This window comes from Luteimonas sp. BLCC-B24 (genome assembly GCF_028550595.1).
Classification (GTDB): Bacteria; Pseudomonadota; Gammaproteobacteria; order Xanthomonadales; family Xanthomonadaceae; genus Luteimonas.
The window spans coordinates 272,406-295,729 of sequence record NZ_JAQQGN010000002.1 but is presented as its reverse complement, the minus strand read 5'-3'; the positions used below and the strand labels follow the sequence as shown (position 1 = coordinate 295,729).

At 70.0% G+C, this 23,324-nt stretch carries 21 protein-coding genes; 6 read left to right on the top strand and 15 right to left on the bottom strand.

The annotated features are described in order from the left end of the window. Positions 1-84: 84 nt before the first annotated feature. The 5 genes from PQS31_RS05615 to gltX all read right to left on the bottom strand — a co-directional run bounded on the left by PQS31_RS05615 (position 85) and on the right by gltX (position 6,528). On the bottom strand, positions 85-459 hold the full coding sequence (locus PQS31_RS05615) for a MerC domain-containing protein (protein WP_272762124.1): 375 nt from the start codon (positions 457-459) through the stop codon (positions 85-87). Positions 460-589: 130 nt separating this feature from the next. Then, a complete protein-coding gene (locus PQS31_RS05610; RefSeq protein ID WP_272761681.1) occupies positions 590-1,339 on the bottom strand; it encodes a class I SAM-dependent methyltransferase in 750 nt (249 codons plus the stop codon). Positions 1,340-1,349: 10 nt separating this feature from the next. After that, the gene (locus PQS31_RS05605) at positions 1,350-3,467 is read right to left on the bottom strand and encodes a TonB-dependent receptor (protein ID WP_272761680.1); all 2,118 of its coding nucleotides are present in this window, start codon (positions 3,465-3,467) and stop codon (positions 1,350-1,352) included. 572 nt (positions 3,468-4,039) lie between these two features. Further along, the gene (locus PQS31_RS05600; protein WP_272761679.1) at positions 4,040-4,531 is read right to left on the bottom strand and encodes a transcriptional repressor; all 492 of its coding nucleotides are present in this window, start codon (positions 4,529-4,531) and stop codon (positions 4,040-4,042) included. 584 nt (positions 4,532-5,115) lie between these two features. Next, positions 5,116-6,528 carry a glutamate--tRNA ligase gene (gltX, locus tag PQS31_RS05595; protein ID WP_272761678.1) on the bottom strand — a complete coding sequence of 471 codons (1,413 nt, stop codon included), beginning with the start codon at positions 6,526-6,528 and terminating at the stop codon, positions 5,116-5,118. Between the two features lie 81 nt (positions 6,529-6,609). On the opposite strand from gltX, the gene lpxH reads away from it, so the two are divergent. Next, positions 6,610-7,356, top strand: a complete 747-nt coding sequence (lpxH, locus tag PQS31_RS05590) for a UDP-2,3-diacylglucosamine diphosphatase (RefSeq protein WP_272761677.1) — start codon at positions 6,610-6,612, stop codon at positions 7,354-7,356. A gap of 285 nt (positions 7,357-7,641) precedes the next feature. Here lpxH and PQS31_RS05585 read toward each other — a convergent pair whose 3' ends face one another. From PQS31_RS05585 to PQS31_RS05555, 7 genes are all read right to left on the bottom strand, one after another. Further along, positions 7,642-8,484 (bottom strand): ferritin-like domain-containing protein, encoded by an 843-nt coding sequence (locus PQS31_RS05585; RefSeq protein WP_272761676.1) that lies wholly within the window; start codon positions 8,482-8,484, stop codon positions 7,642-7,644. Next, positions 8,481-9,947 (bottom strand): amidophosphoribosyltransferase, encoded by a 1,467-nt coding sequence (gene purF, locus PQS31_RS05580; RefSeq protein ID WP_272761675.1) that lies wholly within the window; start codon positions 9,945-9,947, stop codon positions 8,481-8,483. The genes PQS31_RS05585 and purF overlap by 4 nt, the downstream gene beginning before the upstream one ends. Before the next feature lie 81 nt (positions 9,948-10,028). Beyond that, on the bottom strand, positions 10,029-11,045 hold the full coding sequence (locus PQS31_RS05575; protein WP_272761674.1) for an SPOR domain-containing protein: 1,017 nt from the start codon (positions 11,043-11,045) through the stop codon (positions 10,029-10,031). Positions 11,046-11,101: 56 nt separating this feature from the next. Next, entirely contained in the window at positions 11,102-12,385 is a 1,284-nt protein-coding gene (folC, locus tag PQS31_RS05570) for a bifunctional tetrahydrofolate synthase/dihydrofolate synthase (RefSeq protein WP_272761673.1), read from the bottom strand. After that, positions 12,366-12,992 (bottom strand): hypothetical protein, encoded by a 627-nt coding sequence (locus PQS31_RS05565; RefSeq protein WP_272761672.1) that lies wholly within the window; start codon positions 12,990-12,992, stop codon positions 12,366-12,368. Before PQS31_RS05565 ends, folC begins: the two co-directional genes overlap by 20 nt. Positions 12,993-13,012: 20 nt before the next feature. After that, the gene (locus PQS31_RS05560) at positions 13,013-13,657 is read right to left on the bottom strand and encodes a histidine phosphatase family protein (protein ID WP_272761671.1); all 645 of its coding nucleotides are present in this window, start codon (positions 13,655-13,657) and stop codon (positions 13,013-13,015) included. A gap of 123 nt (positions 13,658-13,780) precedes the next feature. Beyond that, on the bottom strand, positions 13,781-15,868 hold the full coding sequence (locus tag PQS31_RS05555; RefSeq protein WP_272762123.1) for a S46 family peptidase: 2,088 nt from the start codon (positions 15,866-15,868) through the stop codon (positions 13,781-13,783). A gap of 218 nt (positions 15,869-16,086) precedes the next feature. Between PQS31_RS05555 and tdh the strand changes: the two genes are divergently transcribed. From tdh to PQS31_RS05535, 4 genes are all read left to right on the top strand, one after another. Continuing rightward, on the top strand, positions 16,087-17,121 hold the full coding sequence (gene tdh, locus PQS31_RS05550; RefSeq protein ID WP_272761670.1) for an L-threonine 3-dehydrogenase: 1,035 nt from the start codon (positions 16,087-16,089) through the stop codon (positions 17,119-17,121). A gap of 120 nt (positions 17,122-17,241) precedes the next feature. Beyond that, a complete protein-coding gene (locus tag PQS31_RS05545; protein WP_272761669.1) occupies positions 17,242-18,261 on the top strand; it encodes a hypothetical protein in 1,020 nt (339 codons plus the stop codon). A 32-nt stretch (positions 18,262-18,293) separates the two neighbouring features. Then, on the top strand, positions 18,294-19,487 hold the full coding sequence (gene kbl, locus PQS31_RS05540) for a glycine C-acetyltransferase (RefSeq protein WP_272761668.1): 1,194 nt from the start codon (positions 18,294-18,296) through the stop codon (positions 19,485-19,487). A gap of 144 nt (positions 19,488-19,631) precedes the next feature. After that, positions 19,632-20,021, top strand: coding sequence for an HNH endonuclease (locus PQS31_RS05535; protein WP_272761667.1), 390 nt, complete (start codon positions 19,632-19,634; stop codon positions 20,019-20,021). 80 nt (positions 20,022-20,101) lie between these two features. Here the strand turns inward: PQS31_RS05535 and PQS31_RS05530 are convergent, their stop codons facing one another. The 3 genes from PQS31_RS05530 to pdxH all read right to left on the bottom strand — a co-directional run bounded on the left by PQS31_RS05530 (position 20,102) and on the right by pdxH (position 22,350). Continuing rightward, positions 20,102-20,755: an NAD(P)-dependent oxidoreductase gene (locus tag PQS31_RS05530; RefSeq protein ID WP_272761666.1), complete on the bottom strand. Its 654-nt coding sequence runs from the start codon at positions 20,753-20,755 to the stop codon at positions 20,102-20,104. Between the two features lie 63 nt (positions 20,756-20,818). After that, positions 20,819-21,640 carry an ABC transporter substrate-binding protein gene (locus PQS31_RS05525; protein ID WP_272762122.1) on the bottom strand — a complete coding sequence of 274 codons (822 nt, stop codon included), beginning with the start codon at positions 21,638-21,640 and terminating at the stop codon, positions 20,819-20,821. Between the two features lie 71 nt (positions 21,641-21,711). Further along, entirely contained in the window at positions 21,712-22,350 is a 639-nt protein-coding gene (gene pdxH / locus PQS31_RS05520; protein ID WP_272762121.1) for a pyridoxamine 5'-phosphate oxidase, read from the bottom strand. Between the two features lie 46 nt (positions 22,351-22,396). Between pdxH and PQS31_RS05515 the strand changes: the two genes are divergently transcribed. Beyond that, on the top strand, positions 22,397-23,203 hold the full coding sequence (locus tag PQS31_RS05515) for a kinase (protein WP_272761665.1): 807 nt from the start codon (positions 22,397-22,399) through the stop codon (positions 23,201-23,203). Positions 23,204-23,324: the final 121 nt, after the last annotated feature.

Genomic DNA, 23,324 nt, shown 5'->3' with positions numbered 1-23,324 from the left:
ATTGAATGCGATAGACGCGAACGTGCGCCACGAGGGCGCACAGGGCCGCGGATTCTATCACGCGGCCGGCTCGGGAAGCGGCGGTCAGCCGCGGTGGTGCGCGTGGGTCAGACGCAGGTTCATCAGGTGCGCGGCCGCCAACAGCAGACCGCCAGCCGCCATCACCACCGCATGGGTGATGGTGTGGTCGTGCAGATGGGTGAACGCGCCCGCCCACACCAGGGCCAGACCCGGCAGCAGCAGCGCCCAAGCATGGAAGGCGCGATGCCGGCGCCAGCCCAGCGTGAGCGTGGTGGCGCCGAGCAGCGTGGCGAACACGACGAACGCCTGATCGATGTCCACCCAGCCGCCGAGGCTGAGGCCGAACGCCGGCACCAGCGCGAGCGCCACCGGCAGCAGGGCGCAATGCACGGCGCACAGGAACGACGCGGCGAACCCCACGCGGTCGGCGCGGCGCAGGGCGTCGGGGGACGCGGAGGTGCCAGGGGTCAGCACGGAGGATCTCCTCTTCATCAAGTGTGATTCTATAACAGTCGGGCGACGGCGTTGTGACGACCCGTCGCCGCGCCTCGGGCATGACCGGCCGCGCTCAGGCGGGCTCGGCCACCACGATGTAGTCGTGCCCGTGCTGCAGGGCGCCCTGCCCGGCGATGTGCGACAGCGCGCGCGTGCGCAGATCGGCGATGTGCGCGAGCAACGGCGGTGCCAGCCTGCGGTCGCGCAGCTTGCCGACCGCGGTCATGCACAGATCGAGCTGGCTGTTGACGAACCGCTCGCGATAGCCGATCGGCAGCGTCTGCGCATCGACGATCCGGAAGCCGGCCCCCTCCAGGTGACGCAGCGACCAGTCCAGCGGGTATTCGCGATACGGCTGCTCGCCGGCCAGCAGCAGGCAGGCGTCGCGCAGACGCCCGATCTCGTTGACCAGGCGGCCTGCGGGACTGTCCGGCACACCGTGCACGTAGGGATCGAGCCCGATCATGTAGAGCCGCTTGCCCACCAGCGGGCGCAGCCGGGCGAACAGGCGATCCTGCCAGTACGGCGCGAACCCTTCGATCGCGCCGAGCAGATAGTCGGCGAGCACCACGTCGTAGCGCTCGCCTTCCAGCAGTGCGGGATCGGCCCAGTTGCCGACGATCAGGCGGTCCTGCTCGCGCATCCGGTCGCTGATCTCGGCCCGTGTCTGCTCGGCCATCGTCGGCGCACCGGTGATGGCCGTCCAGCGCTCGGTCTCCAGACCGAGCAACCAGCGCATCGACGCGCGACCGGTGCCCGCGTCGAGCACCGCGCCCCACGGCCGGTGGCCATGGAGCGCGGTGATGCGCTCGTACAACGTCACCCGCCGCGCCTCAGAAGTTGACGCTGACGCCGAAGGTCAGATTGCGGCCGGGGAGCGGGACGGTCTTGGCCAGGAACGAGGTGTGGTTCCAGATCTGCTCGTCGAGCAGGTTGTTGCCCCGCAGGAACAGGCGCGTATTGCCGTCGAGAATCCGATAGCTGACCGAGGCGTTGAGCAGATCGTAGCCCGGCGTTTCGGTCTCGAAATCCGCGACGTCGCGCTGGGCACTGGCACGGATGTACTCGATCTCGCCCGAGAAGGCGCCCACGTCGGCGTTCAGACGCGTCCCGACGCGCGATGGCGGAATGCGCGGCAGATTGCCGCCGCCGTCGGCCAGCTTGGCGTTGACCCGGTCGCCGAACACGGTCATCGAGAACATGTCGTTGAAGCGATAGCCCACCTCGGCCTCGAAACCACGGAACTCGGCGTCGGCCTGGGTGTACTTGATCAGGCGGAAGTCCTCGTACTGGTCCAGCGTGCGGGCGTAGACGTAGCCGTCGAAATCATTGGCGAACGCGCTCACGCCGAAGGTGAAGTCGCCCGCGGTACGGCGCAGGGCCAACTCGTAGTTGGTCGACTTCTCGTTGCCGTAGTCGGCATTGTTGGCCGCGCCGCCGCAGGTCAGCGGATGGGGCACCAGGCCGCACTCGTAGGTATTGGTGGCCAGATGCACGCCGCGCGCATACAGCTCCTGGGCATGCGGCGCCCGTTCCGAACGCGATGCCGAGAACGTCAGCGCCAAGTCGGGGCCGAAGCTCCAGATCGCCGCACCCGAGAACGAGGTGGCGGTGTCGCTGTACTCGGGACGGCCGCGCGGATCATTGACCGGCGTGTGCTTGACCCACTCGTGACGCGCACCGAGCTCGAAGTGCCACTGCTCGCTCAGGTCGAGATGCTCGATGACGAACAGCCCCGTGCTGCGCGTATCGACGTCCGGCATGAAGGCCTCCAGACCGTCCGCACCAAACTGCGTATCGGTGTGCTGCACGCCGAACACGCCCGTCCAGTTGCCCAGCGGCGCATGCTCGAACTCCACGCGCGAATCGTGGCCCTTGTTGGTGAACGTGGTCGCGACCTCGCCGTCCTCGACCTCGTCGTGGCTGTAGTCGGTGTAACTGGAGCGGAAGCGCACGCGAGAAATGCCGGCGAAGGGATCGGTGTACTCGCCGCGCAGGTCGAAGCGCTTGCTCTCCAGATTGATCATGGCCAGGTGGTCGTGCTCGTCACCGTGGTCATGGTCGTGATCATGATCGTGGTCGTGGTCGTGGCTGCCGCAATGCAGCGCGCTGCCGTGCGGGTGGCAGCCCTCGTACTCGTGGCTGTGGCCCGGCAGGCCGTAGTCCTCGTCGCGGTATGAATAGGCCAGGCCCACGTAGCCGCGATCGGTCACCCACGACAGGCCCACGCTGCTGTTGCGCGAGTCGGTGAACGAGCCGTCGACGCGCGCCTCGTCCAGGCCCGGCGCACGGTAGTCGTCGGTGGAACGGCGTGAGGACTCGGCGTGCACCACCAGATTGGGCGCCAGCTGCGCCGACACCTCGGCACCGAAGGCCTTCTCGTCCGCGACGCTGTTGCCGCGCAGGACGAAGCGACCTTCGAGGCCGTTTTCCGGCAGACGACTGGGCACCTTGTTGTCGAGCACATTGACCACGCCGCCGATCGCCCCGCCGCCGTAGAGCAGCGTCGCCGGACCGCGCAGCACTTCGATCTGCTGGCTCAGCAGCGGATCGACGGTCACCGCGTGGTCGGGCGAGATATCCGACGCATCGAGGATCGACGCGCTGTCCGAGAGCACCTTGACGCGTGGACCGACCTGGCCGCGGATGACCGGACGGCTGGCGCCGGCGCCGAAGGTATCGGCGTGCACGCCCGGCTGCCCGTTCAGCGCTTCGCCGATCGTGGCCGCGCCGCTGGCGACGACATCGTCACCCGACACCACGCTGTACGGCGCCGCGATCTGGCTCGAGTCCTCCGACACGCCGATCACCTGGATCGGGCGCAGGGTGGTGACCTGGGCGTCGGCGTCGAGTGCAGTGTCGGCGAACGCGGTCGCGGGCGCCGCGCCGAACGCGGCGCCGAGCAGCACGCAGCGGATGGCGGTTCCGAGAGGATGACGGGTCTTGATCATGGAGCGTGTTCTTCCTGTGGCGTTGGCGAACGAAACCCCGACAGGAGCTTCGCATTCCGGTAATGATATACCATAACAAGAACGCGGACTCTCCCACCGCGTGTGCTGCGGGTGCTCTCTCTCCGCAACCGCAGTCCCGCCCCGCGCCGTGCATGCGACGCGGGGTTTTTCATGCGAGGCGCAGCCGGCGCGTCCGGCGCGCGCGCATCGCGGGCAGGACCGGTCCGGCACGAAACGGAGACGTGCGAATGATGATTGCGCAGGGCGCCGCGCGGTCCGATCAGCCGGTCCCGCGCGGCCAGCCGCACCGCAGCGCTCTGCCGGCGCCCTCAGCGAGGCAGCGGCCGCGCACCGTCAGCCGGGCACCCCGGCATCGAGGTCGCTCCGTCGGGGCGCGCCGCGAACCCCGGCAGCAACGTGCCGGCCAGGCATGGAACCCGCGCGATGTCCGGCCGCCGACCGGCACGGCAGGAACGAACGGCTAACGGCCGCGCGCATGGACGTCGAGGCTTCGCGGACTCGGATCGATCATCACGGCACCCGGAACCCGCCCTCGCCTGGCTGAGTCCTGCCTAGGCGCCGGCGCACTGCGCGCAGAGGCCGTGCACTTCCAGCGTCTGCGCCTGCGGCACGAACCCGAGGGCGCGCGCGCGTTCGTCGAGCGACGCGACCACGACCTCGTCCTCCAGCTCGACCGCGCTGTGGCAACGGTCGCAGATCAGGAACGGCACCGAGTGCTGCGCGGTGCTCGGATGGTGACAGGCGACGAAGGCATTGACCGACTGCAGCTTGTGGATGAAGCCGTTGGCGAGCAGGAAATCCAGCGCGCGGTACACCGTGGGCGGGGCCGCGGCACCGGGGCCATCGCCTTCGCGCACGCGATCGAGCAGGTCGTAGGCCTTCAGCGGCTTGCCGGCCTCGGCGATCAGGTTCAGCACGTAGGCGCGGATCGGCGTCAGCCGCAGGCCGCGTTCGCTGCAGGCGTGCTCCACCGCGCGCACGAACGCCGCCGCGTCATCGACGTGGTGGTGCGGATCGGTGCAGGTGTGGTCGTGCTTGGCCATGCATCCAATAATGGGTGTGGGGGGCCGAGGACTCAAGTTGCCACGTCAGCGCACCGGCTCCGACGCGTCACCCTCGACATCAGCCGGCTGTCGCTTCGGTGGTCCGCCCGCGCCCGGAGCCCGCGCGCCGCGGATACGCCGCGCGCGCTCGCAGACCAGTCGCCGCCGTGCGCCCGCGCCTGAAGCCGAGAGGCGCGCCTTGGCGTGTCGGCGGCAGCCCGGTAAGACACGTGCAGGCGGTTCCATCGCCTGACGGCGAGCGGCTGGGTTGTCGTTGCCGGGCCACGCCGGCAGTGCGAACGGCGAAGCCGACCGGAGGGCCGGCCCCCAGTGCCGAGTCAGGAAACGTGAGCCGACCGACCGGTCTGCCCGACGAAGGACTTCCGCCGCATCACGCGTTCCGGGATGCGGAGACGCGGCCTTTGACCCCGCTCGAACACGCCGCCCGTCCGTGGCCCGCGCCCGATGGTGCGACGAGGCGCGCCGGCCTTCGAGCAGCCTGGAACGACCTCAGCCGTGCGCGGACATTCGAACGCGGAACGACACCGCCGGGTACACCGAGCAAGCCCCGGTGCAGCGCCGACTCAGACTGCTTGCTCGTCAGGAATCATCGCAATCGCCGCGCCGATGCGCGCCAGCGCTTCGTCGCGCCCCGCCAGGTACACGGTGTGTCCGATGTCCGGGCTCACCTGCGTCCCGGTGATCGCCACGCGCAGCGGCTGGGCCACCTTGCCCATGCCGAGACCGAGCGTGTCGACCGTTGCGCGGAAGGCCGCATCGATCGCCTCGACGTTCCAGTCCGGCAGCGCGGCGAAGCGTGCGCGGACGTCGGTGAGCGGCACGCGGGCTTCGGGCTTCAGGTGCTTGGCGACCGCCTTTTCATCGTAGGCGGCGATCGGGCGATACCAGACCGCCGCGCGCTCGGACATCTCCTTGAGCGTCTGCACGCGGTCGCGCAGGGCGACCACGACGTCGGCCGGCGCCGGGCCGGTGGACAGGTCGTAGCCGTCGCTGCGCAGATGCCATTCCAGATGCGCGGCCACCGCCGCCGGATCATCGGACTTCAGGTACTGCTGGTTGAGCCAGCCGAGCTTGGCCATGTCCAGGCGCGCGGCCTTGGCGTTGACGTTCTCGAGATCGAACAGCGTCTGCATCTCGCCGATCGAGAAGATTTCCTGGTCGCCATGCGACCAGCCCAGCCGCACCAGATAGTTCAGCAGCGCGTGCGGCAGATAGCCGGCATCGCGATACTGCATGACGTCGGCCGCGCCGGTGCGCTTGGACAGCTTGGCGCCCTGCTCGTCGAGGATCATCGGCAGGTGCGCGAACGCGGGTACCTCGGCGCCGAGCGCGCGGTAGATGTTGATCTGCCGCGGGGTGTTGTTGACGTGGTCGTCGCCGCGCACGACGTCGGTGATGCCCATGTCCAGATCGTCGACGACGACGGCGAAGTTGTAGGTCGCGTAGCCGTCGGGCCGGAAGATCACCAGATCGTCGAGCTCGCTGTTGGCGATCTCGATGCGGCCCTTGACCTTGTCCTCCCACACCACGGTGCCGTCCTGCGGATTCTTCAGACGGATCACGCGGTTGGGATCGTCGCGCTTCGGCTCGTTGCGCTCGCGATACGCGCCGTTGTAACGGGGCTTCTCGCCGGCCGCCATCGCCGCTTCGCGCATCGCGTCGAGTTCGGCCTTGGTCTCGTAGGCGTAGTAGGCCTTGCCGTCGGCGACGAGCTGCTCGGCGACCTCGGCATACCGGTCCAGCCGGTGGGTCTGGTAGATCGGGCCCTCGTCGTAGTCCAGGCCCAGCCAGTCCATCGCCTGCAGGATGGCGTCGATCGCGGCCTGGGTGCTGCGCTCGCGGTCGGTGTCCTCGATGCGCAGCACGAACTGCCCGCCGCGACGTCGCGCTTCCAGCCAGCAGTACAGCGCGGTGCGCGCGCCGCCGATGTGGAGATAGCCGGTGGGGCTGGGAGCGAAACGGGTGCGGCAGGCCATGCGCGAAGCTCGATACGGAAACAGCGCGCATTCTAACCGGCGCCTCCGGACCGGCCCCGCCCGCGGATTACAATGCGGCCCATGGCGACCCTCTTCATCTCCGACCTGCACCTGGATCCGGCACGCCCGGAGATCACCGCGCTGTTCCTGGATTTTCTCGACGGCGAAGCGCGCAGTGCGGACGCCCTGTACATCCTCGGGGACCTGTTCGAATCCTGGGTCGGCGACGACGATCCGTCCGAGGCCGGCGCTGCGGTGGCCGAACGTCTGGCGGCGCTCGCGGATGCGGGCGTGCCGGTGTCGTTCATGCACGGCAACCGCGACTTTCTGGTGGGCCGCGCGTACGCACAGCGCGCCGGCATGGTCCTGCTGCCCGATCCGGCGGTGATCCTGCTCGACGGCACGCCGGTGCTGCTGACCCACGGCGACCTGCTGTGCACCGGCGACGTCGAGTACCAGGCCGTCCGCCGCCAGGTGCGCGATCCGCGCTGGCAGGCCCAGATGCTCGCCCAGCCCCTGCCCGCCCGGCTGGCCTTCGCCCAGCAGGCGCGCGCCGCCAGCCAGGCCCGCGCCGGCGCGCTGCGCGATGCCGGGACGATGGAGACGGTGACCGACGTGGACCCGGCCACGGTGGACGAATGGTTCACGCGTTACGGCGTCGACACGATGATCCACGGCCACACCCACCGTCCGGCGATCCACGCCGTGCAGGTCGCGGGACGCGCATGTCGCCGCATCGTGCTCGGCGACTGGTTCGAACAGGGCTCGGTGCTGCGCGCGGACGCCGACGGACGCCTCGACCTGTCGGCGCTGCCCCGCGCGTCGTAACCGGCACGCTCGGGCCGCGCGCACGGCTTCTGCCGTGACGTCGCCGCGTCGCGGCGCAGCGCCCGCGCATGGCTGCAATGTCGCTCCCGGCACCCCGGCCGCCGCGCGCGAGCGTTCCTGCAGCGGCGTCCGGCGCCGACGATCTTCCGGGATGCCGCCGCGCCCCGCACGCCGAGCCCCGCACGGCCGCTGATGCTGGAAACGCCTCTGCGCCCCGTACGCGCGCCCGCGCGGACGTCCCGGGATGATCGCCTGAAGCGCCGGCGGCCCGACGGTCCGGCGCAGCTAGGCCTGCAGGCGCTCCGCGTCGACCGCCTGCAACGCCGCCAGTTCCTCTTCGCTGAAACCCGCGGCCGCACGCGCGTCGAGGTTGAACGGGCCGTGCAGCACGGCGCGCGCGTAGTCGGCCAGCAGCGCACGGAACGTGGCGTTCGGCTCGAGCTCGCGACGCGCGCAGAACCAGCGGAACCAGCGACTGCCGGCGGCGACGTGCGCCACCTCCTCGCGCAGGATCAGCTCGAGAATGGTCACGGTGTCGGTGTCGCCCAGCGAGCGCAGCTTGACGATCATGCCCGGGGTCACGTCCAGTCCGCGCGCTTCGAGCACACGCGGCACCAGCGCCATGCGCGCCATGCCGTCGTGCGCGGTTTTCTCGCACATCTCCCACAGGCCGTTGTGTGCGTCGAACGCGCCGTAATCGAAGCCCAGCGCACGCAGGCGGTCGCGCAGGAGCACGAAATGCCGGGCCTCGTCGTCGGCCACACGCACCCAGTCCGCGTAGTACCCGGGCGGCAGCTCACGGAAGCGGTAGACGGCGTCCCAGCCGAGATCGATCGCGTTGAGTTCGATATGCGCGATCGCATGGATGAAGGCGGCGCGACCTTCGGTGCTGCCGAAGCCGCGGCGCGGCAGCGCGCGCGGATGCACCAGTCGCGGCCGCTCAGGGCGGCCCGGCATGCGGATCGGTGCGGGTGCCGGCGCCGCCGGATCGATCGGCAGCTCGCCGGCCGAGAACCGGCGCGCATAGGCGTGGGTCAGCGCGACCTTGGCGTCGGGATCACGCGCGTCGAGGCAGTGCTGCGCGGCGGCGAACAGATCGCGCGCATCCGCGGCCACCGCCGCGTTCACGCCCGCCGCTTCTTCTTCGCGTCGTCGCTGCGCAGCTGCTGCAGGCGCTCGAAGTAGCCGGGCTCGATGCCGGTGACGTACTCGCCACTGAAGCAGGAGCTGTCGAAGCGGCGCTCGGGAAATTTCGGCCCCGACACCGCGGCCTCGAGATCCGCCAGATCCTGGTAGATCAGCCAGTCGCAGCCGAGGAATTCCTCGATCTCCTTCTCGCTGCGGTTGTGCGCCACCAGCTCGTCGACCGACGGCATGTCGATGCCGTAGATGTTGGGATGGCGCACCGGCGGCGCGGCCGAGGCCAGATAGACCTTCTTGGCGCCGGCGTCGCGGGCCATCTGCACGATCTGCTTGGACGTGGTGCCGCGCACGATCGAGTCGTCGACCAGCAGCACGACGCGGTTGCGGAATTCCAGCGGAATCGGGTTGAGCTTGCGCTTGACCGACTTCGCGCGTTCGCCCTGCCCGGGCATGATGAAGGTGCGGCCGACGTACCGGTTCTTGATGAAGCCCTCGCGGTACTTCACGCCCAGCACGTTGGCGATCTCGAGCGCGGAGTCGCGCGAGGTGTCGGGAATCGGGATCACGGTATCGATGTCGTGGTCCGGCCGCAGGCGCAGGATCTTCTCGCCCAGGGTCACGCCCATGCGCATGCGCGCCTTGTGCACCGAGATGTTCTCGATCATCGAATCCGGGCGCGCGAAGTACACGTATTCGAAGATGCACGGCGCGTGCGGCTGCTGCGGCGCGCACGGGCGGTGATGCAGCTCGCCGCGGGGCGTGATCACGATGCCCTCGCCCGGCTCGACGTCGCGCAGACGCTCGAAGCCGAGGATGTCGAGCGCGACCGACTCCGACGCCACCGCGTACTCAGTGCCCTCGGCGGTCTCGCGCTTGCCCAGCACCAGCGGACGGATGCCGTGCGGATCGCGGAAGGCCACCAGGCCCAGGCCCAGCACCGTGGCGACGACCGCATAACCCCCTTTGGCACGGCGGTTCACGCCTTCGACCGCGCGGAACGCGGCTTCCGGCGTCAGTGCCTTCTCGCGGTCCAGCTCGTGCGCGAAGACGTTGAGCAGCACTTCCGAATCCGACTCGGTATTGACGTTGCGGCGGTCGGTCTCGAACACCTGCTGGCGCAGCTGGTCGGTGTTGACCAGATTGCCGTTGTGCGCGAGCGCGATGCCGTAGGGCGAGTTGACGTAGAACGGCTGCGCCTCGTCGTGGCCTTCGCTGCCGGCGGTGGGATAGCGGCAGTGCGCGATGCCCACACGCCCCTGCAGCAGATCCATCGCCTTGGCGTCGAACACGTCGCGCACCAGGCCGTTGCCCTTGTGCACACGCATGACCGTGCCGCTGGCGACGGCGATGCCGGCCGCATCCTGGCCGCGGTGCTGGAGCACGGTCAGGCCGTCGTACAGCGCCGGCGCGACTTCAGAGGTTCCAACGATGCCGACGATGCCGCACATGTTCGATATCCAGTTCTGCTTGAGGCGCGGATGCCGCGCCGGGGACGAGGGAAATAGGCGCGATGGCCGGCGCGAGGACGGTCAGGGATGGGCGCGGATCAGGCCGTCGACGCCGACGGCGCTGCGCACGCGGGTTTTCAGCTGCTCGGCCTCGCTGCGACCGCTGACCGGCCCGGCCTTGACCCGGGTGAGCCGGCCCTTGTCGGTGTCCACGCTGTCGGTGAAGGCGGTGATCCCGGCGCTGCGCAGGCGGTCGCGCATCGCATTGGCATCGGCGGCAGTGCTGAACGCACCGACCTGGACGACGAAGCCGACATCGGCCGTGGCGGCCGCAGGTGCGGGCGCGGGCGCGGGCGTTGGCGTTGCAGCAGCAGGCGCTGCGGGCGTCGGCGCCGGCGCCGGGGTCGGGGCCGGCGCAGGTGCCTGCTGCCGCGGCGGCTCAGCCGGCAGTGGCGTCGACGTCACCGCCGGCGTCGCCGGTGCCGGGGCCGCCGTGGAGGCCGGCGTCGGCGAGGCCGAGGGCGTGGCGGCGTCCAGTGCGACCACACGCGGGGTGACGTCGTCGCGCACCTGGGCAGCGCGCACACGCACGATCTCCGCTTCGGCGCGGCTGGCATACGGCCCCAGGCGTACGCGCTGCGCCGGCTTGCCGTTGAGCGTGAACGCCTCGCGGTAGCCGCTCAGGCCCGACTGGCCGAGCTGGCGCAGGATGGCCTCGGCATCGGCCTGGGTCGCGAAGGCAGCGTAGTGCACCGCGTAGCCGCCCCCGGCGGTGGTCGGCGGCAGCGGTTCGGATGTCACACCGGCATCGACGGTCGGCAGCGCGTCGCCCTCGCCCTGTTGCGGCGCCTGGGTGGGCACGTCGCGGGTTTCGGACAGCGGCCCTCCCAGCACGCCGCCGGCGGGCGCGGGCGCAGGCGCGATCAGCGGCAGATCGACCGTTTTGTAATCACCGCCCGGGGCATCCGGCACGCGCAGGGGCATGTCGGGCAGGCCGCTTTCGGGCGCGGGGCCCTTGACCAGCATCGGGAGGAAGATCACCGCGAGCGCGATGAGCACCGCGGCGCCGATCAGGCGCTGTTTCAGTCCAGGCGTCATGCAGGGGCCGGGCGAGGGAACCGCGCGGATTATACGCGTGGCCGCGGGCGCGCTTCTTAACGTCCGCCCTGCAGTGCCGACAGTGCGGCCGCCGCGGTGTGGAAGGAGCCGAACACCAGGATGCGGTCGCCCGGCCCGGCGTCGGCGCGCGCGGCATCGAGCGCGGCGGTGACATCGAGGTGGCGCCTGCCCTCGCCGGCCGCCGTACCGGCGAGACGGGCCGCGAACGCCTCGACGTCCTGGCCGCGGCTGACGCCGAGCCCCGCCAGGTGCCAGGTGCCGATGTGGGCCGCCAGCGGCGCGACCACGCCGGCGGCGTCCTTGTCGGCGAGTGCGGCGTAGACCGCATGGGTGCGTCCGGGCACGGTCGCCGTCGCCAGCCACTCGGCCAGCGCGCGCGCCGCCTGCGGGTTGTGGGCGACGTCGACGACGATCTCGATACCGTCCTGCACGTGGCGCTGCAGACGCCCCGCCACCCGCGCGCCGGCGATGCCGGCCGCGAGCGCGGCCGCGTCGACCGCGCGATCGCCGGCCACATCCAGCGCGCGCACCGCCGCGACCGCGACGGCCGCATTGCGCAGTTGCACCGGTGCGGCGAGCGCGGGCAGCGGCAGTTCGACTTCGTAGCCGACTTCGCGCCAGGTCCAGCGCCCGTCGTCCGACGGCGCATAGAGAAAATCGCTGCCGCCGCGCACCGCGACCGCGCCGATGCGGTAGGCGTGCTGCAGCACACTGGCCGGCGGGTCGGTATCGCCGAGCACCAGGGGCTTCCACGGGCGGGCGATGCCGGCCTTCTCGAAGCCGATCGTCTCGATGTCGTGACCCAGCCAGTCCTGATGGTCGAGATCGACGGTCGTGATCACCGCGACGTCGGGATCGACGATGTTCACCGCATCGAGCCGGCCGCCGAGCCCGACTTCGAGGATCGCCAGATCCAGCCCGGCGCGCGCGAACAACCACAGCGCGGCCAGCGTGCCGGTCTCGAAATACGTCAGCGGCGTGTCGCCGCGCGCGGCCTCGACGGCTTCGAAGGCCTCGACCAGCGCCGCATCGTCGACATCCGCGCCGTCGATGCGCACCCGCTCGTTGTAGGCCAGCAGATGCGGCGAGGTGTAGGCGCCGACGCGCCAGCCCGCGGCGCGCGCGATGGCCTCGACGAAGGCCACCGTCGAGCCCTTGCCGTTGGTGCCGCCGATCGTGACCACCTGCGCGGCCGGGCGCCCGCAGTCCATGCGTGCGTAGACCGCGCCGACGCGCTCCAGGCCCATCTCGATTTCGGTGGGATGGCGCGCTTCGATGCGCGCGAGCCAGTTCGCTAGCTCATTCACGGGCGGATTCATTGGCGTGGGTGGATTCCTGTAAAGATGGGCCGACAAAACCCGAGACCACCGCGAACCCAAGGGGGCTCGCTTTTCCGATCAGCCGCACCTGAACCTCACGATCGGGATATGCGTTATAGACGCGAGAACCCACACAGAGATAGGCGGGCATCGTGTCCGCGAAAGGACCGCCGGTGAGCCGGTAATCGCAGCTTCGGCGCGAGGACGTGTGCGCGGTCCACATCGTGGCCTGAATCGATCGATCGTCTCCGAAGAACCGGGTGAACGACCACGGCAGCGCCTTTGCCAGGACCAGCCAGCAGACCCATCCCAGAAAAAAAGGCGCGAACGGAAATACAGCCCAGAGTTTCAAGTTCTCGCGAAAGGATTGCCGCGCCATGTGTCCGCGGATGATGAAGGCCCCGTAGAGCAGGATCGTCAGACACAAACCGATGAATCCGAACATGTGTTTGATGCGACCACGATGACGAAGCCACTCGGCCGGAATGAAGTCGACGAAGAGACCTAGACACATCAATGCCGCAAGCAAAAGTACCGACACGGTGACGATCACCTGCCGTCGCCGAGGCGTTTCCGAACCGAACCACATGGTTCGCCAGGTGATCACCCCTCATCTCCCCGGGTGAACTACAGCGCCCGATGCACCGCCTCGCCGAAGAACGCCGTGTGGTGCGCGCAATCGTTGAGGCGCACGACATCCAGACGATCCGCATCCGTGCCTTCGAGCAGGTTCAACGTGGTCGGCGCCTGGCGGAAGGTCCAGAGCTTCGAGAACGGAATGCCGAGGATTCGGCACAGGATCACGCGGTTGACCGCGTCGTGGGCGACGATCAGCGCGGTGTCGTCCGGGCCCAGCCCGTCGACGGCGGTGACGAACGCCGGCCAAGCGCGATCGAAGACCTGCTGCAGCGATTCGCCGCCGGGCATCTGCACGGTATCGGGCGCATCGCGCCACGCGGCCAGGCGCTCGGAATCGCGTTCGCGGATCTCGCTGGCCAGCAGGCCTTCCCAGGTGCCGTGGGCGATCTCGGCCAGGCCCGCATCGGTACGCAGCATCGATTCGCGCGTGGCGCCGAGTGCGAGCCGCGCGGTGCGGTCGGCGCGTGACAGCGGCGAGGCGACCGCGCGGTCGATGCGCACATCGGCCAGGCGCTGGCCGAGCAGGGTCGCCTGACGCTCACCCACCTCCGACAATGCGATGTCCTCCTGCCCCTGGTACCGGCCTTCGGCATTCCACGGCGTTTCGCCGTGGCGGGCGAGCAGGATTCTCATCGGACGGGTTCCTTGCGACGGGCTCGACAGTCTAGATGAACGTCTTCGTCGGAGCGCGTTCGCGCGATGGTGGGTTCCGGACACCCGGACGCACGCCACCGCACTCCGACGGGTACGGGATGGTCAGCGCGGCGCCACGCCCATCTCCTGCAGCAGGCGCGGCGCCGGATCGACCTCCTGCATCACCCAGCGGATGTAACGCTGGTCGACGGAGATGGTGCGGGTCATCGCCGGGTCGAACACCCAGTTCGACACCACCGCCTCCCAGGTCATGTCGAACAGCAGGCCGGTCAGACGGCCGTCGGCATCGAGCACCGGCGAGCCGGAATTGCCGCCGGTTACGTCGAGGTCGGACAGGAAGTTGACCGGCACGCTGCGCAGGCGGCGATCGGCCAGGCCGGCGTGCCGACCCGCGGCGATCGCGTCGAGCTGCGCCTGGGGTGCGTCGAACGGCTCGGCGCCGGTGGCCTTGGGCGGAATCTCTTCCAGCCGCGTGAACGGGGTATGCGCCGTGCCGGCCAGATCGGTGTAGCCGGTGACGTTGCCGAAGGTCAGGCGCAGCGAGGAGTTCGCATCCGGATACACCGCCTCGCCGCGGCTGGCGCGGTAGTCGGCCACGGCCTGCAGGTAGACCGGGCGCAGCTGCAGCAGATCGCCGGCGCGGGCCTTGGCGGCCTGCTCGATCTGCACCAGCTCCGGCACCACGGCCGCGGCGTACTGCAGCGCGGGATCCCGGCTGCGCAGGAAGGTGTGGCGATCGGCCGCGAACCAGGTCAGGCGCGCGTCGTGGTTCTTCAGGGCACTGCGGTCGAGGCGATCCAGCGCACGTTCGATCGCGGCATCGTCATTGCCGCCGAGGAAGGCGTCGATCGCCGCGACGCGCTGATCGGCCGGAAGCTGCACGTACTGCTGCAGCGCATAGCGCGTGATCGCACGGTCCATCGCGGGCACGTAGCGCCGTTCCATCTGACGCAGGCCACCCTCGATCACCGGCAGGTCGCGCTGCTGGAAGCCCTGCTCGCGCATCTCATCCGGGCGTTCCTTTTCGATCGACAGGCGGTAGAGCCGCACCGCGGTCGACAGCAGGCCGCTGTTGTCGAGCAGCGACAGCACCAGGTCGCGGTCGCGCGTCGCCCCGGCCTGGGCCTCGAGCGCGGCGATCCTGGCATGCGCGTCCAGCGCGGCCTCGCCGTCGGCGCCGCGGCCCCGCAGCCACTCGAGCACCGCCGCCTCTTCGTCCTGCTTGCGCTCCAGCGCGCCGATGCGCGCAAAGCCCTGGAGCTGGCCGTCGTAGTTCTTCAGCGTGTTCTGCCAGCCGCGCACGACGCTGGCGTAGCGCACTTCGGTTTCGGGATCCGCCTGCCCCTCGGCCTCGACCAGATCGATCAGCGCACGGTAATGCCGGCTGATCTGCGGATAGCGCCAGCTCACGGTCTCGGCGAATTCGTCGGCGGAGGCGTAGCGGCTGGTGCGCCCCGGGTAGCCGGCCACCATGACGAAGTCGCCTTCGCGCAGCGGCTTGTCGGCGATGCGCAGGACGCGGCGCGGGGTGTAGGGAATATTGGCCTCGGCATGGTCGGCCGGACGCCCGTCGGGCCCCACGTAGGCGCGATAGAACGCGAAATCACCGGTGTGCCGCGGCCACATCCAGTTGTCGACGTCGCCGCCGAAGCTGCCGATGCCGCCGGCCGGGGCGTAGACCAGGCGCACGTCGCGGATCTCGATATTGCGGAACAAGCGATAGCGGTTGCCTCCGAGGAAGCTGTACAGGCGGCAGCGGTAGCCGGGTTCGGCCTCGCAGGCGCCGACCAGGGATTTTTCGATCGCGTCCAGCGCCGCGGTGCGGCCCGGCGCATCGGGCGCGGCGGCGATCGCGGCCTGCACCTGCTCGGTGACGTCGTCGATGCGTTCCAGCGCGTAGATGCGGGCATTCGGCCCGGCGGGGAGTTCGTCGCCGAGCGCTGCGGCGTTGAAGCCGTCGCGCATCAGATTGTTCTCGGGGGTCGAGTTCAGCTGGATCGCGCCGTAGGCGCAATGGTGATTGGTCAGCACCAGGCCCTGGTTCGAGACGAAGCTCGCGGTGCAACCGCCGAGCGACACCACCGCGCCCAGCGGATCGCCGGTGAGATCGGCGAGCTGCTGCGGATTGAGCTTCAGGCCCGCCTTGCGCAGCGCCGGCGCGATCTCCGGCAATTGCTGCGGCACCCACATGCCCTCCCCCGCCACCCCGGGCGCAGCGCAACTGTAGAAGACACCCAGCAGGGTCGCGGCCAGAAGCGGTCGGCGCATGGTGGTCCTGTTCGATCGGGAGGGGGCGCCAAGTCTAACCGCAGCGAAACGCCGGCTTGCCGCGCCGCAGCGCAGCAGGGCGCCGGGATGCCGCGTCGTATAATCGCCGGCTCTTTTCGCCCACCACAGGCACACCCGAGATGGCCCAGACAATGAAGGCGCTGGTCAAGCGCGACGCGACCAAAGGCATCTGGATGGCCGAGGTGCCGGTGCCGACGCCGGGCCCGAACGACGTGCTGATCCGCGTCGAGAAAGCCGCGATCTGCGGGACCGACCTGCACATCTACCTCTGGGACGAGTGGAGCCAGCGCACGATCACGCCGGGCCTGGTCATCGGTCACGAGTTCGTCGGCCGCATCGTCGAGCTGGGCTCGGCGGTCACCGGCTACGAGATCGGCCAGCGCGTCTCGGCCGAAGGCCATCTGGTGTGCGGCCACTGCCGCAACTGCCGCGCCGGCAAGCCGCACCTGTGCCCGAACACGGTCGGCATCGGCGTCACCCGCGACGGCGCGTTCGCCGAGTACGTGGTGATGCCGGCAACCAACCTGTGGCCGATCCCCGACCAGATCCCGAGCGAGCTGGCCGCGTTCTTCGACCCCTACGGCAACGCCGCGCACTGCGCGCTGGAGTTCGACGTGGTCGGCGAGGACGTGCTGATCACCGGCGCCGGCCCGATCGGCGTGATGGCCGCTGGCATCTGCAAGCACATCGGCGCGCGCAACGTGGTGGTCACCGACGTCAACGATTTCCGCCTCAAGCTCGCCGCCGACATGGGCGCCACGCGGGTGGTCAACGTGTCGAACACCTCGCTCAAGGACGTCATGAAGGACCTGCACATGGAGGGCTTCGACGTGGGCCTGGAAATGAGCGGCAATCCGCATGCGTTCAATGACATGCTCGACTGCATGTACCACGGCGGCAAGGTCGCGCTGCTCGGCATCCTGCCCAAGGGCGCCGGCATCGACTGGGACCGCATCATCTTCAAGGGCCTCACCGTGCAGGGCATCTACGGCCGGCGGATGTACGAGACCTGGTACAAGATGACCCAGCTCGTGCTGTCGGGCTTTCCGCTCGGCAAGGTGCTCAGCCACCAGCTGCCGGCCGACGAATTCCAGAAGGGCTTCGACCTGATGGAATCGGGCAAGTCGGGCAAGGTGGTGCTGGACTGGCGTTGAGCAACAGGCGCGTTGCGGCATCGCCGCCGACGCGCTCACGCGTCCGCATGACAAGTGGCACGTGCGAGGACCTGCCACGCGGCGTAGATTCACCCTTCTGATTTCCACAGGAGGTGGTGCATGCGCAACGGATATGCGTTTTTTCGTGGTGTCGTGATTGCGGGCCTCGCGGCCGCGATCTCCTCCGCGTTTGCGGCCGACGCCGCCACGTGTCCCGACGTGGCCGAGCCGCCTGCCGCGGTCTGCCTGCCCACCGCACATGGACTTGCCTACGCCGACACGCAAGACGACGCCCGACTGGCGGCAACGGCGCTGGATGCCGCTGCCGTCCAGTTCGGTCAGATTTTCGGCCGACGCCTCCCGCCCGGCCTGTTGGTCCTGAGCGCGACCTTCAGCGGCGACGACGCCCACCGATTCGCACGGACCCACGGCTTGGGATTCGCCCAGAGTTGGCTGTCGCCGGCGGACAAGCGCGCGCAGTTCGAAACCGTCATGCGACGTGCCATGCCCGAGGCCGATGCCGCACAGATCGAACGCACCCTGTCTCAGATCGGAGCCCAGCACGTCGATATGCTTCGCCACGAGCTCGGCCACGCGCAGTACCACGCCGCATTCTGGCCCGAGGCATCACCCTCCGCGGACGCCTACGGAACACCGGCTCCCGACTGGCTGGACGAAGCCTCGGCCGTCCTGATGGAAGACAGCGCGGGTCGTGCGGCGCGCGAACGTCGTTTCTTCGAAGCCTGGCGCCAATCGTCGCCAGCGATTCGTCCGCTCGCCGAGTTTCTGACCATGGCACACCCCGTCACCGTGCAGCAGCGCGCATTGATGCAGGCGCAAGGCGGCGCACAGACGGCCTCGGGCGTGCAGGTGATGACGATGCGCGGCGCTGATGCGGGCCCCGTCAGCATGTTTTATTCGCAATCGCTTCTGTTCGCGGAGTTCCTGATCGACACCAGTCCGGAACGGTACATCCTGAGCACGATCAGTGCCGCTGCGGCCGGTGGTGTCGACTTCACCGACTGGTTGGCGACCCGCGGCGCGCAACACGGACTGCCGACGGATATCGGCGCGCTGCAGACCGCATGGGAAACCTGGTGCGAGGCGCGCTCCACAGCCGCCACCGACCCGGCCGAGTAAACTGCACGGCCCGTCTTCTTGGATCGCTCCGCATGTCCCTGACCCAGCGCTACGCCGACACCCTCGACGAGATCCGCGACGCCGGGCTGTTCAAGGCCGAGCGCGTGATCACCGGCCCGCAGTCGGCCGAAATCACGCTGGACGACGGCCGCACGGTGCTGAACTTCTGCGCCAACAACTACCTCGGCCTGGCCGACCATCCGGACATCATCGCGGCCGCCAAGGACGCACTCGATACGCACGGCTTCGGCATGGCCTCGGTGCGCTTCATCTGCGGCACGCAGGACCTGCACAAACAGCTCGAGAAGACGATCGCGGACTTCTTCGGCAAGGAGGACACCATCCTCTACGCCGCGTGTTTCGACGCCAACGGGGGCCTGTTCGAGCCGCTGCTCGGGGAGCACGACGCGGTCATCAGCGATGCGCTCAACCACGCCTCGATCATCGACGGCGTGCGGCTGTGCAAGGCCAAGCGTTACCGCTACGCGAACTGCGACATGGCGGACCTCGAGGCGCAGCTGAAGCAGGCGCGCGCCGACGGCGCGCAGACGATCCTGATCACCACCGACGGCGTGTTCTCGATGGACGGCTTCATCGCGCCGCTCGACGAGATCACCACACTCGCGGCGAAGTACGACGCGCTGGTGCACATCGACGAATGCCACGCGACCGGCTTCCTCGGCGCCAGCGGCCGCGGCTCGGCGGAAGTGAAGGGCGTGCTCGAGAAGATCGACATCGTCACCGGCACGCTGGGCAAGGCGATGGGCGGTGCGCTCGGCGGCTTCACCACCGCGAAGGCCGAGATCATCGAGCTGCTGCGCCAGCGTTCGCGCCCCTACCTGTTCTCGAACTCGCTGCCGCCGCACGTGGTGGCCGCCGGTATCAAGGCCTTCGAGATGCTCGACGCGGCCGGCGACCTGCGCACGCAACTGGTCGAGAACACGCGCTACTTCCGCGAAAAGATGACCGCCGCCGGCTTCGACCTGCGCCCCGGCGTGCACCCGATCAGCCCGGTGATGCTCTACGACGCCAAGCTGGCACAGCGCTTCGCGCAGCGCCTGCTCGAGGAAGGCATCTACGCGATCGGATTCTTCTTCCCGGTGGTGCCCAAGGACCAGGCGCGCATCCGCACCCAGATCAGCGCCGCACACACGCGCGCGCATCTGGACCGCGCCATCGATGCCTTCACCCGCATCGGCCACGAGTTGGGCGTGTTGAAGGCCTGAGCCGTGTGCAGGGTGCTGCGGCGTCTCCCGGCGGGCGTGCACGCAGGTATCGGAGCGCGTCGGGCCGTCGATCGACATCGCGCGCTCCGCGCGTCGCGCGTCACGCCGTCGTCCTTGCGGCCTGAATCGAGCACGGTCTGAGCGATGCGCGCCGCACTGCGACGGCGCCTGCGGCTCGCGGCGCTGACCGATGCCCTCGCCGTCCTCGACGGCGGCATCTGGTCCACCCGCTGCCTGCATTGCCGCCGCACGCTGCAGTTGCGCGACGATGGCGAGCCGCTCGGCCACACGACGCTGGAACACGTCGTCCCGCAGGCCTGGTTCGGCCGGCGCGCGGCCGCGGCGCTGACCGCCCGGGTGGGCGACGATGCGGACGATCCGCGCAACCTCGCACTGGCCTGTGCGCGCTGTAATCACGACAAGGGCAAGGGGCACGACGCCCGGGGACCCCGCGATGCACGCGCGCGCGAGGTGGTCGGCGCGCTGCTGGACACCCGCCTGCTGCGTTGGCGACCACCGCCCGCCGCGGTGTGACGGACGTGCGCCGGCCGCTGTCCGGGCTCGCCGCGACGCCGTTGCGGCGAGTCGCGTCGCGCGGCGCGTTTCAGCGTGACTCAGTACGCCACGCTGAAGCGCGCCCGGGGGTGGCGCGGCCGCTCGATCTCGTCGACGAACGCGAGCGCGTAGTCCTCCATCGACACGGCGCTGTTGCCTGCGACATCGACCAGGAGCGCATCACCGCCGATGCGGAACGCGCCGGTGCGGGCGCCGGGTTCGAACACTGCGCCGGGCGACACGAACGTCCAGTTCACGTCGTCGCGATCGCGCAGCGCGTCGAGGAACGCGCGGCCCGCGCCGGCCTCGGCCCTGTAGGCGTCGGGAAACCCGGGGGTGTCGATCAGGGCGACGCCCGGCGCCACCTCGAGACTGCCAGCGCCGCCCACGACCAGCAGGCGCGGCACGCCGGCCTGACGTACGGCGGCGAGCAGCGTGTCGGCGTCCGGTCCACCGTCGAAGCGGGCGGCACTGACGACGGCATCGTGTCCCGCCAGCAGCGGCGCGATCGCCTCGCGGCGCGTCGCATCGGCCGAAACGGTGGTCAGGCCGTCGCGGGGCGGAACGCCGGCGGTGTCTCGGGCGATGCCGGTCACCCGATGACCGCGTGCCAGCAGCTCATCGGCGATACGTGAGCCGGCGCGGCCGGTGATGCCGATCAGGGCGATGCGCTGCATGGACGGAAGACCCAGGATGCCGGAAGAGGCCGCCATGCTAGGCCCGCCGCCCGACCGCGCGCACGATCCGGCGGTGCAACCCAGCGTTCCGCGGCCGGGTCAGCGACGACGGTGCGCCCAGGCCTGCACGATGTCCGCGATCTGCCGCACGCCGTCCGTCAGGGCCGCCGGCCCGGGCTGCAGGATCAACGGTGACTTGATCTCGTGCAGCTCGCCGTCGCGCACGGCCGGAATCGCGTCCCAGCCCGGGCGCGCGGCCACGCGCTCGGGACGGAACTTCTTGCCGCACCAGGAGCCGAGGATGATGTCCGGCGCCCGTTCGATCACCGGGTCGCCATCGGCGAGAATCCGCGCCTTCGCCAGCGGCTCGACCGACAGTTCCGGAAACACATCGTCGCCGCCGGCGATGCGCACCAGTTCGGCCACCCAGCGGATGCCGGTGATGATCGGCGCGTCCCATTCCTCGAAGTAGACGCGTGGGCGCCGGGGAAGACGCGCACTCTCCGCCTCGATCACGTCCAGCCCGCGGCGCAATGCATCGGCATAGGCATCGGCGCGCGCCGCGCAGCCGACCAGCGCGCCGAGCCGGCGCACGTAGTCGACGATGCCGTCGACGCTGCGGTGGTTGCTGATCCACACCTCGACCCCGCGGCGCACCAGTTCGGCGGCGATGTCGGCCTGGATGTCGGAGAAGCCGACGACGAAATCCGGTTCGAGCTTCAGGATCTCGTCGATCTTCGCACTGGTGAACGCGCTGACCTTGGGCTTGTCCTTGCGCGCCTGCGGGGGCCGCACGGTGAAGCCGCTGATGCCGACGATGCGGTCCTGCTCACCGAGTGCGTACAGCACCTCGGTCGGCTCCTCGGTCAGGCAGACGATGCGGCTCGGCCCGGTGGGCCGACGGGCTCCGGAATTCGGGATTCGGGATTCGGTCGCACGAGCGCTCGCGAGCGCCTCCGGATCCCGAATCCCGGTTCCCGACTCTCCGCCTGTCACGGATACAGCATCCGCTTCCGGCAATCCCCCGCCATGTCGCACTCGTAGAGCCAGCGCTCGTGCAGGCGGAAATCCGCGCCGTACCAGAACTCCATCCGGTCCGGGCGCACGCGCAGGCCCGACCAGCGCGGTGGCCGCGGCACGTCGCGGCCTTCGAACTCGGCCTCCACATCCGCCAGCCGCTGCTCGAACGTCGCGCGGCCGTCCAGCGGCTCGGATTGCTTCGAGGCCCACGCGCCGAGCTGGCTGCCGCGCGGACGCGAGGCGAAATACGCGTCGGCCTCGTCGTCACCGACGATCACCACCGGCCCTTCGATCCGCACCTGCACGCCCTGGCGCACGCGCGGCCAGTGGAACAGCAGCGCGGCGTGCGGGTTGGCCTGCAGCTCGCGCCCCTTTCGACCGTCGAGGTGGGTGTAGAAGACGAAGCCACGCGCGTCCCAGGCCTTGAGCAACACGGTGCGGGCCGAGGGACGGCCGTCCAGTGCGGCGGTGGCGACGGTCATCGCGGTGCGGTCGGGTTCGCCGGCCGCTTGCGCTTCGTCGAACAGGGTGGCGAACGTGCCGAGGGCTTCGGACAGCAGGGCGGGGCTGGCGGTGGTCATTGCCGAATGATCGCGCCGGCGCGCGGGGATGTCGAACGGCGCTGCAACATCCGACGGCAATGGCTAAGGTGCGCACATGACACCACCGCCGCCAGACGCACCGTGGTCCGCGGCCCTGGTGGCCCGCATCCTCGACGACGCCCGCACGCACGGCGTCCGCGTGCTCGGCCTCAGCGGTCTGCAGGGCACCGGCAAGTCCACGCTGGCGGCGCAGGTGGTGGCAGCGGCCGATGCGTGCGGGCTGCGCGCGGCGGTGCTGTCGCTCGACGATCTGTATCTCGACCCCGACGCCCGCGCCCGCCTCGCGCGCGCGGTGCACCCGCTGCTGGCGACGCGCGGCCCGCCGGGCACGCACGAAGTCGCGCTGGGCGTGGCGGTGATGGAGGCGGCGCGGGCCGGCATTCCGGTGCGCCTGCCGCGCTTCGACAAACTCGGCGACCGGCGCCTGCCGGAACGTGATTGGCCGATGGTCGATGGGCTGGATCTTCTGCTGTTCGAGGGCTGGTGCGTCGGCACGCCGCCCGAGCCGGCGGCGCAGCTGGTCGAGCCGATCAACGCGCTCGAGCGCGAGGACGATGCGGCCGGCACCTGGCGCCGCTGGTGCAACGCCGCACTCGCCCGCGACTACCCGGCGCTGTGGAGCGGAATGGACCGGCTGCTGTTCCTGCAGCCCCCCGGTTTCGACGTGGTCTTCGACTGGCGCCTGCAGCAGGAACAGGCCCTGCAGGCCGCCGCGCCGGGACGCCGCGGCATGGACGCGGCCGGCATTGCGCGCTTCGTCCAGCACTTCGAACGGGTCAGCCGCCAGGCGCTGCGCACGCTTCCCGGGCGTGCGGACGTGGTGGTGACGCTGGATGCGCAGCGCCGGGTCCTGCCCGACTGAGGTCATACCGCGGCCCCCTCGGGCCCGGCGCGCCCGGCCGGACCAGGCCTGCGGGGCTCGCAGAGCCTGGCCGGACCCCTCGGCCTCGTGTCGTCCGGCTCGGGCACCGCCGCGCTCGGGC